The organism is Hydrogenimonas thermophila, from assembly GCF_900115615.1.
Taxonomy (GTDB): domain Bacteria; phylum Campylobacterota; class Campylobacteria; order Campylobacterales; family Hydrogenimonadaceae; genus Hydrogenimonas; species Hydrogenimonas thermophila.
Genome location: NZ_FOXB01000005.1, coordinates 73,857 through 86,643 on the forward strand (window position 1 = coordinate 73,857; position 12,787 = coordinate 86,643).

The 12,787-nt window shown below is 34.0% G+C and carries 11 protein-coding genes; 9 read left to right on the top strand and 2 right to left on the bottom strand.

What is annotated here, in order from left to right; all coding sequences use genetic code 11:
• Positions 1-230 precede the first annotated feature (230 nt).
• Together BM227_RS02985 and BM227_RS02990 are read left to right on the top strand one after the other, a co-directional pair.
• The gene (locus tag BM227_RS02985) at positions 231-854 is read left to right on the top strand and encodes a hypothetical protein (protein ID WP_092911045.1); all 624 of its coding nucleotides are present in this window, start codon (positions 231-233) and stop codon (positions 852-854) included.
• Positions 855-868: 14 nt separating this feature from the next.
• Complete coding sequence (locus BM227_RS02990) at positions 869-1,324, top strand: GGDEF domain-containing protein (RefSeq protein ID WP_177201964.1); 456 nt, start codon at positions 869-871, stop codon at positions 1,322-1,324.
• Here the strand turns inward: BM227_RS02990 and uvrC are convergent.
• Together uvrC and BM227_RS03000 are read right to left on the bottom strand one after the other, a co-directional pair.
• Positions 1,317-3,134, bottom strand: a complete 1,818-nt coding sequence (gene uvrC, locus BM227_RS02995) for an excinuclease ABC subunit UvrC (RefSeq protein WP_092911049.1) — start codon at positions 3,132-3,134, stop codon at positions 1,317-1,319. The two genes, BM227_RS02990 and uvrC, sit on opposite strands and share 8 nt — an antisense overlap.
• Entirely contained in the window at positions 3,119-3,565 is a 447-nt protein-coding gene (locus BM227_RS03000; RefSeq protein ID WP_092911051.1) for a hypothetical protein, read from the bottom strand. The genes uvrC and BM227_RS03000 overlap by 16 nt, the downstream gene beginning before the upstream one ends.
• A 110-nt stretch (positions 3,566-3,675) precedes the next feature.
• Here BM227_RS03000 and BM227_RS03005 point away from each other — a divergent pair, with 110 nt between their 5' ends.
• From BM227_RS03005 to BM227_RS03035, 7 genes are all read left to right on the top strand, one after another.
• Entirely contained in the window at positions 3,676-5,121 is a 1,446-nt protein-coding gene (locus BM227_RS03005; RefSeq protein WP_092911053.1) for an L-aspartate oxidase, read from the top strand.
• A 26-nt stretch (positions 5,122-5,147) separates the two neighbouring features.
• The gene (nhaD, locus tag BM227_RS03010; protein ID WP_092911055.1) at positions 5,148-6,455 is read left to right on the top strand and encodes a sodium:proton antiporter NhaD; all 1,308 of its coding nucleotides are present in this window, start codon (positions 5,148-5,150) and stop codon (positions 6,453-6,455) included.
• Positions 6,456-6,468: 13 nt separating this feature from the next.
• Complete coding sequence (gene guaA, locus BM227_RS03015) at positions 6,469-8,013, top strand: glutamine-hydrolyzing GMP synthase (RefSeq protein WP_092911057.1); 1,545 nt, start codon at positions 6,469-6,471, stop codon at positions 8,011-8,013.
• Complete coding sequence (locus BM227_RS03020; protein WP_092911059.1) at positions 8,004-8,663, top strand: uroporphyrinogen-III synthase; 660 nt, start codon at positions 8,004-8,006, stop codon at positions 8,661-8,663. The genes guaA and BM227_RS03020 overlap by 10 nt, the downstream gene beginning before the upstream one ends.
• Before the next feature lie 315 nt (positions 8,664-8,978).
• A complete protein-coding gene (purD, locus tag BM227_RS03025) occupies positions 8,979-10,253 on the top strand; it encodes a phosphoribosylamine--glycine ligase (protein ID WP_092911060.1) in 1,275 nt (424 codons plus the stop codon).
• Positions 10,253-10,705, top strand: coding sequence for an RDD family protein (locus BM227_RS03030; RefSeq protein ID WP_092911062.1), 453 nt, complete (start codon positions 10,253-10,255; stop codon positions 10,703-10,705). Before purD ends, BM227_RS03030 begins: the two co-directional genes overlap by 1 nt.
• Positions 10,706-12,778: an LPS-assembly protein LptD gene (locus BM227_RS03035; RefSeq protein WP_092911064.1), complete on the top strand. Its 2,073-nt coding sequence runs from the start codon at positions 10,706-10,708 to the stop codon at positions 12,776-12,778.
• Positions 12,779-12,787: the final 9 nt, after the last annotated feature.

Below are 12,787 nucleotides of genomic sequence, written 5' to 3' on the forward strand. Positions count from 1 at the left end.
TAAACAAAATTCAAGTAAGACTAAATACTTTTAATTATGAATAGATCTTGAGTGTGACAATATATAAAAATTAATATTTTAGTAATTATTTATCTTTACTGTAATAGTATTACAAACTTTTTCATAACAGAGTGATTTAAATAAAAAAATTTATTAGAATTAACTAATCAAATATTTTTTAATTAAATCCAAAAAAGTTATCATTTATAATGAACTAAAAAAGGTATTTTATGTCTTTTAAGACAGTATATGACTTAATTACAGCAAATATAGACAGTAATGATTATTTTCAACTTAGAAAAGAGATGATAGTAAGAGTTTTTTTATACATAGCAACAGTTATTTTAATCTTATTTACTTTTATAAATTTGTTTATATATAAAAACTATCCAGTAGCTTTTCTAGATATAATAGCCTCTATTATTTCACTTTATTCTATAAAAAAACTAAAAAATAGAAATACTTTAAACTTAGCAGTAAATATAAGTAGTTTTAACCTATTCTTCTTTTTCTTAATATTTTTAATACTAAATAAAAATAATGACAATGGGCTATTTTGGATTATGTTTTTACCAATATTTATAATTCCTCTAAATGGTCATAATAGAGGACTTATAATATCTTTAATTTTTTATGCAATAGCTTTTACAATAGCATACTTTGGCATTGATGAATGGCAAAATGGAAATTGGAATTTTCATAGTTATATAAGGTTTGTTATCTCTTCTTTGGTATTGCTTTATGTAATTTATGTAAATGAACTAGCTATTTATAGATCTAATGTATTGCTTTCAGAAAAAGAGAAAGAGAATAAAGAGTATTTAAAAAAGCTACAAGAGATGGCGCAGATATAGACTATCTTACAAACTTGTATAATAGAAGAAAAATTAATGAATTATTAAAAATAGAGTTTAATAAAGCTAAAAGATATGGTGTAGATTTTTGTGTAGCAATTATGGATATAGATTTTTTTAAAAGTGTTAATGATGAACATGGGCATAGTTGTGGAGACAATGTGCTTAAACAATTTTCTGAATTAGTAAAAAATTCAATAAGAGATACAGATATATTTGGAAGATGGGGTGGAGAAGAGTTTATTTTAATATTTACACATTCAAATTTAGAAAATGCTTTCTTAAAATGTGAACATTTAAGAGAAACTATAGAAAATCGTAAATTTGATAATATAAATATTACTTGTAGTATAGGGTTGGTAGCATATAATAAATCTTATGGCAGTGTTGATGATTTACTGGAAAAATCTGATCAGGCACTATATAAAGCAAAAGAGTCAGGTAGAAATAAAGTAATGGTTTTTAAGTAAAGTTTTTAAAAAAATCTATTAAAGTCTTGGCATCTTTAGTAGATAGTACTTTACAAAGAGTTTCAAAATTTGCTTTCTTAATCTCTTCAAATGTTCCAAAAAAGTCTAAAAGCCGTTTCACTTTTGCTGGCCCTATACCATTAACTTCAAGTAAAGATATAGTCTTCTCTTTTTTAAGACGCTGTTTTTTATGAAATGATATTGCGAAACGATGGGCTTCATCACGTAGCCTCTGAAACCATTGAAGACGTGTATCGGTTGGTTGAAGTCTTAATTCTCCATCTTCAGTGTAGAGTATATCTTTTGCTGAACCTTTTGCACGGTGGGCTTTTGCATCAATTTTCTCTTTTGCAACTCCTACAACAGGAAGGTTTACTCCTGCATTTTTTAGTAGATTCTCTGCCAATACCCTTAATGTCTCTCCACCATCTATAACCCATAAATCTGGAGGTGGTGTTTCACTAAATGACTCTATTCGCCTTGTTAACATCTCTTGCATCTGATGATATTCATCTTTAGCATTTAAGTTATAGTGCCTATATGATGCTTTGTCCCATTTCTCATTATCATAAACCACCATCGCTCCTACTGTAGCAGTTCCCATCAAATGTGAGTTGTCGTAAACTTCTACACGTGTAGGTTTGCTAGTAAGATTTAGAAGTGACTTAATACGCTCAAGAATATCAGATTGAGGTTTGCTGCGTTTCTGTCTTAAAAGTTCAGTGGCATTTTGCAATCCAAGGTCTATTAAACGTTTTTTCTCTCCACGTTTTGGGTGGTGCAAATGTATGCGTTTACCAAATCTTTCAGATAAAATAGATTCAAGTTCATCTCTATCACTCAAGCTGTGAGCAGTTAAGATAGAACGAGCCGTAAAAGGTGTCTCAGCTGTGTAAAACTCTAGTATAGTTCTTCTATATATAGCCTCAATCTCTTCTTCACCTATTTGCTCTTCTATCTCTTCAATATATGTATGACTTGATGATACAATCTTTCCTTCTCTCATAAAGAGACGCACTACAACCCCTCTTGTCTCATCAAAAGCTACGGTGAATATATCTAAATCTTCAAGTTTAGCTATATCTGTAGTGCTCACCTCTTCAATTTTTTTAATTGCTTCTATACGATCTCTAATCTGTGCTGCCTCTTCAAACCGAAGTTGCTCAGCATACTTTTCCATTCTCTTTTCAAGTTCAGTCAATAGAGCCTTTTTATTATGAATATAGCCGATAGCTTCATCTATGAGTTTTGAGTACTCTTTTTGACTAATTTTCCCTTCACAAGGAGCCATACACCGTTTGATTTGATGAAAGAGACAAGCCTTTTTACCCTTAATACAAGATTTTTTTTGAACTAATGGAACAAGCTCATAAATAGATGAAAGAATAGCTTTTGATCCATTAGGAAAAGGTCCAAAATATTTTACTTTATTACCTTTAACTACTTTACGTGTTAACTCCAATCTTGCAAAAGGTTCACTTAGATCAATATAGAGATAAGGGTATGTCTTATCATCACGCAGAAGAATATTATACTTTGGTCTAAGTTGCTTTATTAGTGAATTTTCAAGCAAAAGAGCATCGCTCTCACTATTTGTAACTATTGTCTCAATATGCGCAATTTGTGAGACCATATTGTAGATTCTAGGACTAAGTTTTTGAGCAGGTGCCAACTCAGGAGTAAACCTAAAGTAGCTTTTTACACGCTTTTTAAGTGATTTTGCTTTTCCTACATAAAGAAGTTTTCTATCTTTATCGAAATATTGATATACCCCTGGTTTGTCTGGTAAGTTTTTTAGTGTTGTAAGCATTTTGTTATTTGTCTCTTAATAATTTCAAATTTTTCTTTTATATCATCATTTTGAGCTTTTATTTCAAAAAGCCCTGTCGCACACTCTTTATATTTAGGAATAGTATCTGTTTTAACTTCAGACTGTGTTGTAAACTTTGAAACAAATGTTTTTATTTTTTTTATGTTGTAATTTTTGCATGACTCTTGCAGTGGAGGTAAAGAACTTAATAGAGTCTTAATTAAAGAGAGCTTATAATCAAATTCCATTTTAAATGCTGGATGTTTTAGGGCAAAAAATAGTGTATCGTTTTTTACATACATAAAAAGAATGCCTTTTTGTAAAGGTTCAGGTAGAGATTTTTTAATTAAATCAAAACATTTTTGATGCTTTAGTCTTGAATAGAGAGGATTTGTTACTAAATGATTAAGAACTACGTTAATATTTTTCATATATTTATTATAGCACTTTTACTTACTTTTCTAAATGGTTGTGGCTATAAAAAACCACCATATTACCCTAATCATAAAGCTAATAAAAAAGTATTAAGATAAGGAAATTAATGAAGTATGATGTTATTATAATTGGTGCTGGTATTGCTGGTTTATATGCATCATTGCATATACCAAAAGAGAAAAATGTACTAATTTTATGTAAAGATATTCCTTGGGAGTGTAATACTTTCTATGCTCAAGGAGGTGTTGCTGCAGCAGTTGATGAATCAGACATAGAGTCACATATAGAAGATACTCTTCGCGCAGGGGCAGGTCAATGTAAGCGTGAAGCAGTAGAGATTATGGTAAATGAGAGTCTTCAAGTTATTCCTGACCTTATATCTAGAGGTTTCTCATTTGATACAGATGACTCAGGTAAACTTCTTTATACAAAAGAAGCGGCTCACTCTCGCCCTAGAATTCTACATGCAGGAGGAGATGCAACTGGGCGGTATTTGCATGAATTCTTAATGCGAGCCAATCCGCATCCTCTAATTTACAATGTTCGTGTATTTGATCTGCTTCGTTCAGGTGATACTTGTTATGGTTTAAGAGCACTTATTAATAATCAGATAAACGAACTTTATGCAGATAACATTATCATAGCAAGCGGAGGAGTAGGAAGTCTTTACGCTTACCATACAAACTCAAGAACAATAAGCTCTGATATTCATGGAATCTGTTTAGAGCGTGGTATTAAGCTTGATATGATGGAGATGATGCAGTTCCATCCTACTGTTTTTGTTGACAATCCTTGGGCGCGTAAACAGCTCTTAACTGAAGCCTTACGAGGAGAGGGAGCGCAAATTGTAGATGAATCTGGCAAAAGATTTTTGTTAGATTATGATGAACGTGGAGAATTGGCTCCAAGAGATATTGTCAGCCGTGCAATATTTGATTATAAAAAAAGAACAGGCAGTGAAATATATCTTAAGATGGATATGTTTGATGAAGAGTTTTTCGCTCACCGTTTTCCAAATATTAAAAAGGCAATGAAAGCAGTAGGGTTTGATCTTCCTAAAGATTTAGTTCCTATTTCACCAGCTTTTCATTATGCAATAGGCGGTATAGTAAGTGATTTGGATGGTGCAGTAGGAGGGTTGGAAAACCTTTATGTTATTGGTGAAGCTGCCTCTACAGGTGTGCATGGTGCTAATAGATTGGCAAGTAACTCTTTACTTGAAGGGCTTGTTTTTGCTCGCCGTGCTGCTTTAAAAATAGTTGAGAAAGATTATAAGTGGAATCATAAGCCTCCATTTGCAGAATTTAAGGGCAATTTAGTTGAAAAAGATGATACAATTTTAAAACAGCGTTTAAGGCGTACGATGTGGCAAGAGGTTGGCATTGTTAGAACACGTTCAGGCTTGGAGCGCGCTTTGGATTTTGTAGATGATGTACAGCATCTAACAATTGGCAGACTGCTGGCACTTCGTCTAAAAACAGCACGTATGATTATTGAGAGTGCCTTGGCTAGAAAAGAGTCGGTTGGGGCACACTATATCATCAATGAGTAAATCTACATTAAATTAAAAGGAACCATATGCATGAAGCTACGTTTCATTTGACTACTACTTGGGTAGGCATTATCGATCTGTTTATATTCATTGTTGCATACTATTTTATTGCAACAGAAGAGAAATATGAGATTAATAAGGCTAAACCTGCACTTTTTGCTGGTACATTTATGTTTATGCTTATAGGTGTCTATTTCGCAACTAATGGAATGGACCCTGAGCCTATGCATGAAGAGATGCAAAAGCTTATTTTGGAAATTGCTGAAATATTCTTTTTCCTATTCGTTGCAATGACATTTATTGAGACACTAATAGAAAGACGTGTCTTTGATGTAATGAAGTATAAACTTGTCTCAAAAGGCTACAGTTACAAAAAACTCTTTTGGCTAACAGGTCTGCTGGCATTTTTCATATCTCCAGTGGCAGATAACCTAACAACAGCTTTGATTCTTTCAACAGTTCTTTATACAATTGATAAAACAAACAGAGACTTTTTGGTAGCTGGTGCCATAAACATTGTTGTTGCCGCAAATGCTGGTGGTGCGTGGAGTCCATTTGGCGATATTACAACTCTTATGGCTTGGACAGCAGGAAAAGGTGAGTTTGTAGATTTTCTATTCTTGTTTGTGCCTTCAATTGCCAGTTGGTTGTTTACAGGATGGCTTCTGTCTCGCTATGTACCAGATGGTGAACCTCATTTTGATGCAGCAACAGAGGAAGCACCAACTATGAAAGATGGTGGAAAAACAGTTATTTGGCTAGGTGCCTCAACAATTGCCATTGCTGTAATAGGTCATCAGCTATTCCACTTCCCTGCTATGTGGGGTATGATGTTTGGTCTTTCACTTTTAAAATTACACTCTTTTAGATTAACTAAAAAAGGTAAAGATGGGTATGATATTTTTGTAAATATGAAAAAGATAGAGAATGATACTCTTCTCTTCTTCTTCGGTATTCTCTCTGCAGTCGGTGCATTACACTTTTTAGGATATTTGGATTATATTCATGATCTATACGGCATAGTAGGAGCAACTGCAGCAAATATTGGTGTTGGATTTATTTCAGCTATTGTAGATAACGTTCCTGTTATGAGTGCAATTTTGAAAGCTAGCCCTGAAATGGGTATAGACCAGTGGCTTTTGGTAACTCTAACAGCAGGAATTGGCGGTAGTCTTATTAGTTTTGGTTCAGCAGCTGGTGTAGGTGTAATGGGTCGCTTACGCGGTATATATACTTTTGGTGCTCATATTAAACTTGCATGGACAGTATTGGCTGGCTATATTTTAGCCATGGTGTTATGGTATATTCAATTTGAAATAATGGGACTCTATTAAAAAGGATTTGTGGTTGAAAGATGTAAGTATTATTGTTCTTGATTTTGGTTCTCAATATACTCAGTTAATAGCTCGCAGATTACGAGAGGAAAAGGTCTATTGTGAGATAGTTCCTTACTTTACCAAAGTTGAAGATATTAAGGCAAAAAACCCTAAAGGAATTATTCTTAGTGGTGGACCTGCATCGGTATATGATGAAGGAGCTTTTGAAGTTGATCGTGCAATTTATGATTTAGGTTTGCCAATTCTGGGTATCTGTTATGGTATGCAGCGAATTGCAGTCGATTTTGGTGGTGCTGTTGTACGATCTACACATCATGAATATGGAAAAGCAGAGCTTCATTTTAATGATGAAGCAACTTCTGTACTCTTTGATGGATGCAGTGATGGTACTGTTGTTTGGATGAGCCATTCTGACCGTGTTGAAAAGTTGCCGGAAGGTTTTAAACCTATTGCGCATAGCGATAACTCTCCTTATGCAGCTATTGCCGATGAGTCGAGAAAAATTTATGCAATGCAGTTTCATCCGGAAGTGCATCATTCACAAGAGGGTCACATAATGCTTCGCAATTTCGCCAGAAAGATTTGTGGCGTTGATGAGAAGTGGGATATGGGGCACTTCCTTAAAGAGCAGATTAAAAAAATTCGTGAGCAAGTTGGTGACGGTAAAGTGCTTTGCGCTCTTAGTGGTGGTGTTGACTCTTCTGTTGTTGCGGCACTTTTATATGAAGCGATTGGTGATCAGTTAATCCCTGTATTTGTAGATAATGGATTGCTTCGTAAGGGTGAACGTGAGCAGGTAGAGAGTGTCTTTAAAGTACACTTGAAAGTGCCTTTGATTACAGTAGATGCAAGTGAGCATTTCCTTGTTAAACTTGCCGGTGTAACTGATCCAGAGAGAAAAAGAAAGATTATTGGTCATACTTTCATAGAGGTGTTTGAACAAGAGGCTAAAAAGCATGATGGCATCAAATTCCTGGCTCAAGGAACTCTTTATCCAGATGTGATCGAGTCTGTTTCAGTTAAGGGTCCTAGTGAGACGATTAAGTCACATCATAATGTAGGTGGTTTGCCTGACTGGATGGATTTTGAATTAATTGAACCTTTACGAGAGCTTTTTAAAGATGAAGTAAGAAAGCTTGGTCTTGAGTTAGGACTACCTGAGTCACTTGTTTACCGTCATCCTTTCCCTGGACCAGGACTAGCTATACGTATTATGGGTGACGTAAATATATATGATCTTGACCTGTTGCGTGAAGCTGACGCTATTTTACTTGAAGAACTTAAAGCAAGTGGATATTACAATAAAACTTGGCAAGCATTTGCCGTACTTTTAAATGTAAAAAGTGTTGGAGTAATGGGTGATAACCGTACATATGACAATACAATATGTGTACGTGTTGTTGAAGCAGTTGATGGAATGACTGCTACATTTGCACATCTTCCACATGATCTGCTTGAGAGAATCAGCCGACGTATCATCAATGAAGTTGACGGTATTAACCGTGTTGTTTATGATATAAGCTCTAAACCACCTGCGACAATCGAATGGGAATAGAAAACATACCACCTATATATCTTCTTTCGCCCACACCAAAAAGTGGTGTGCGGCATCTTCCTATGATAAAGTTCAAAACAATTCCTCAAGATATAGATTTTAATAAGTTTGATGGTTTAATTATTACTTCAAAACAGGGTGTTTTAGCACTTGATGAGATTAGTTGCGGCAAATGGAAAACTCTACCTGTAGCTGCAATAGGTGAATCAACTGCAAAAGAGGTTAAAAATCACGGAGGAAAGGTAATTTTTATAGCTTCTAGTGCATATGGTGATGTTTTAGCTCATGAGCTTGCATTAAGTTTTAAGGGGTTTAGATGGCTATATCCACGCCCAAAAGTTGTTGTATCTAAAATAGCAGCAGACTTAAAAAACTCTGGCATTAAAGTAGAAGAAAAAATTATTTATGAAACTAGTTGTGTTAAATATGATAACACTTCAAAGCCTTGCAGTGGAGCTGTTTTAATTTTTACTTCTCCTTCTGTAGTTAAGTGTTTTTTTGAAAATTTCTCTTGGGATGATAGTTGGAAAGCAGTAAGCTTAGGTAAAAAAACTGCTGCTGTATTTCCTGATCATATAAAAACAGAGATAGCTCCGACTACTTCTATTGATGAATCGATTAAATTTTCCGAAAATTTAATCTATGATTAGGTATTTTAGAGTATAATTTTAAAATAACTGAGCGGTGCGCTACCCGCATACTGGGGGTCCAACACTTTGATATTGTGGGACTGTGTAGATGTGCGGTGTGTCGGCAACTTCGCTTGAGCCGGTTATCCGGCGAGAAGCTGCCGCCTAAAGTGCATCTCCCTCCTGCACCGTTGGTCTATGATGGACCACACTCACGCGTGAACGCCCGCTTGGTTATTGCTATTTCAATGAAAAGTGAAAAATGTAATTTTCCACTCATTTTTCAGTCTTCATTGAATTTTTCTTATATCTCCCATTCTAAAAGGTTTCACAGTAATGAAAGTATTGGTAGTAGGAAGCGGTGGACGCGAATATGCAATTGGACAGGCTTTAAAGAGAGATGAAAATGTTGAAAAGGTCTATTTCGCACCAGGTAACGGTGCAACTTGGCAATTGGGTGAAAATATAAACATTAGTGATCATAATGAATTGGCTGATTATATTGAAAAAGAGGGAATTGACTTAACTGTTGTTGGACCAGAGGCTCCTTTGGTTGCAGGAATTGTTGATATTTTTAAAGAGCGTGGACTTAAGATATTTGGTCCAAGCAAAAAAGCTGCACAGTTGGAAGGAAGCAAAATTTTTATGAAAAACTTCCTTGCACGACATAATATTCCTACAGCAAGATATATTGAAACAGATAGCATTGAAGAGGCTTTTAAATTTATTGATTCACTTCCAGCACCAATAGTTGTAAAAGCTGATGGTTTATGTGCAGGTAAGGGAGTAATCATTGCTCCTACTCATGATGATGCAAAAAAAGCTGCTTCTGAAATGTTGAGCGGTAAAGCATTTGGGGAAGCTGGAACAAAGATAGTTGTTGAAGAGTTTCTTGATGGTTATGAGCTTTCACTTTTTGCTATATGTGATGGTAAAGATTTTGTTTTACTGCCGGCAGCACAGGATCATAAACGACTTTTAGATAATGATGAAGGACCAAATACCGGTGGAATGGGTGCATATGCTCCAACACCATTGATAGATGAAGAGTTGTATAAAAAAATAGAAGATCGAATAATCAGGCCTACGATCGATGGAATGGCAGAAGAGGGTATGCCTTTTGAAGGGGTACTTTTTGCTGGTTTGATGATTGTAAACGGTGAACCATATACACTTGAGTTTAATGTACGTTTTGGTGATCCTGAATGTGAAGTTTTGATGCCTCTTCTTAAAACTCCTGCAGGTGAACTTTTTGATAAAGCAGCATCAGGAAAACTAGATGAACTAAAAGTTGAGTTTATCGACAAATATGCTGTTGGTGTTGTAATGGCAAGTAGAGATTATCCATATAAAAGCAGTGAACCAGCAGAGATAATTGTAGATGAGATTGTACACAAAGAGTTGAAAGAGAAAGCCTTGATTGCATATGCCGGTGTATCTTTAATAGATGAAAAACTTATGGCAACCGGTGGTCGTGTACTTGTTTGCGTTGGTTTAGGTGACTCTATTAAAGAAGCAAGAGATAATGCCTATATGCTTTGTGGACAAGTACATTTTGCAGGTAAGCAGTGTCGAAGTGATATTGCATATCAGGCTCTTAAGGGTGATTAGTGTCTGATTATTTAAATGAAAGAGATAGAAAAGCAGAGCCGGAGTTAGCACCTTTTGGCAAGAGAATTCTGGCTTATGCTATTGATGATTTATTGATTAGCATTTTATTTATTATAATACTTTGGGGACCTGTTAAATCTTCTACAAGTGTAGAAGAGGTTGCAGCAATCATAAATAGTGTTTGGCTTTTTATGGTAATGACACAAATTATATACCATACTTTCTTTGTTTGGCAATATGGAGCATCATTAGGCAAAATTGCAATGGGAATAGAGGTTGTTGAGTCTAATGGATATTCAAAACCAAGGTTTAGTGTAGCTTTGAATCGTGCTATATTTCGAATTGTAAGTGGTATGATATTTTATTTAGGCTTTGTTTGGGCATTTATTGATCCCAAACGACAGACACTTCATGATAAAACAGCTTCTACACTGGTTGTAAGTAAAGATTAAATGCGAATTTTTATCTTTTTGTTGATATTTTTTTATTGTTTAGCTTTTGGTAAGAGTGAATTTCAGCCAAAAGTTGAGATTTTTGCATCTAAAATTTTGTATTTGAATAACCTTGTTAATGCATCTGGTGATGTAGTTGTACTATATAATAATACAATTTTACTCTCAGATAGAGCAATTTATGATCAAAACAGATCACTTCTTGAACTATTTGGTAATGTTGAGATAATAAAAGGTATAAAATATGGTTCACTAAGTGATTATGCCAAGTTTGATCTTAAAGAGAACGATGCTTCATTTACTTCTATTTTTCTTACCCAGACGGAAACAGCATTATGGGCAAAAGGGAGTAATGCAGAAAAAAAGGCTCACATAATAACTTTGCGCAATGCACTGGTATCAAGTTGTGATGTTGAATGCCCTGACTGGACAATGCACTTTTCTACCCTGGAGTATGATGAAGAGAAAGAGTGGTTGAATGTCTGGAATCCTTTAATATATATGGGAGATGTACCTGTTTTGTACTTTCCTTATATAGGTTTTTCTACAAATACAAAACGAAGAAGTGGATTATTGTATCCTTCATTGGGAATATCTTCTCGTGATGGGTTTATATATAGACAACCAATCTATATAGCTACTAGTCCAGAGTGGGATCTTGAATTTGATCCTCAAATAAGAAGTTTACGTGGTAAAGGAATATTTTCAACATTAAGGTTTGTTGATTCTCCAAACTCTCATGGCTCTTTTACAACTGGATATTTTAGAAATAAGAGTTCATATGTAAATCAATATAATATAAAAAATAGTTCTCATTATGGGTATCAACTTTTATATAACTCTGCAAAACTCTTTTCAGACAATCAAAAAAGTAGCAGAGATGGTATATATTTGGATATTACATATCTGAAAGATCCTGACTATTTGAATTTGCAAAAAGAGTCGTTAGTTGAACTTCTTTACAGCTCTCAAATTCAATCTAGAATTAACTACTATTTTGATACACCACAATATTATGCGGGTATTTACGGAAAATACTTTATTGATACTTCTTTGCAAAACAATAAAGAAACTATACAGACATTTCCTATAGTCCAATTGCATAAATATCAAAATATAGTATTAGATTGGAATAATTTACAATATTCAGCAGATTATAAAATTAGTAACTTTTTTACCGGTAGTGGTCAGCATACACAGTTACAAGAGATAAATCTTCCTTTGACATTTTATGGCTCATTGTTTGGTGATTATATAAAGTATTCTATTTCTGAAAATATGTATTATGCTTATATAGGATATCAAAATATAGACTTAAGCGGTAAAGAGAGTTATTATAAGTTTTTTAGAAATTATCATAAAATAGATCTTTACTCTGATTTGGCACGTCCATATGCAAACTTTTTTCATACTTTACAACTTAGAGCTACCTATAATAGACCAAGTTACACTACTGAAAGTGGGTATATTGATCAAAATATATCTGTTTTACGCTCTCCAAAAGAGAATATGATACTTAGTGCTGTAAACTATTTTTATGATTTTTCAGGTAAAGAGTGGTTGTTTTACAGAGTATCTCAACCTTTATATTTTGAAAATAGTGAACATGATTATGGTGATATTGAAAATGAGATACGTTTAAAGTTTTGGAATAATTATGAATTGTACTCTAATATTTTTTATTCATACTATAAACACAACATAACATCAGAGTCTTCACATATAAAGTATAGAGATAGTGTTTACGATATAATGTTAACACATTTTTATAAAAAAACAGAAGAAGAAATTGTATCAGATTTTTTTACTTTTTCAACACGAGTAAAATATAATGAGGGAAGTGATGTTTATGCATCTTTTGCATATAATAACATAGACAGCACACTTCTCAAATGGGAAGCTGGAATTCAGCTTTTTCGTGGATGTTGGGATTTTTTACTCGGCATAAAAAATGAGAAAAGACCAATATTAACATCTATAGGAGCTGAATCAATAAATAACTTTGCTGTTTATTTTCAGATAAACCTTTTCCCTTTAGGTGGGATTTCACAAGTCTATGAGCAGAGGTTTTAAAAGGATTAA

What these genes read in the sequence shown, in the direction of transcription:
- BM227_RS02985 (WP_092911045.1), top strand. Translation starts at nt 231, where the DNA reads ATGTCTTTTAAGACAGTATATGACTTAATTACAGCAAATATAGACAGT.
- BM227_RS03005 (WP_092911053.1), top strand. Translation starts at nt 3,676, where the DNA reads ATGAAGTATGATGTTATTATAATTGGTGCTGGTATTGCTGGTTTATAT.
- BM227_RS03000 (WP_092911051.1), bottom strand. Translation starts at nt 3,565, where the DNA reads ATGAAAAATATTAACGTAGTTCTTAATCATTTAGTAACAAATCCTCTC.
- BM227_RS03035 (WP_092911064.1), top strand. Translation starts at nt 10,706, where the DNA reads ATGCGAATTTTTATCTTTTTGTTGATATTTTTTTATTGTTTAGCTTTT.
- BM227_RS03020 (WP_092911059.1), top strand. Translation starts at nt 8,004, where the DNA reads ATGGGAATAGAAAACATACCACCTATATATCTTCTTTCGCCCACACCA.
- nhaD (WP_092911055.1), top strand. Translation starts at nt 5,148, where the DNA reads ATGCATGAAGCTACGTTTCATTTGACTACTACTTGGGTAGGCATTATC.
- purD (WP_092911060.1), top strand. Translation starts at nt 8,979, where the DNA reads ATGAAAGTATTGGTAGTAGGAAGCGGTGGACGCGAATATGCAATTGGA.
- uvrC (WP_092911049.1), bottom strand. Translation starts at nt 3,134, where the DNA reads ATGCTTACAACACTAAAAAACTTACCAGACAAACCAGGGGTATATCAA.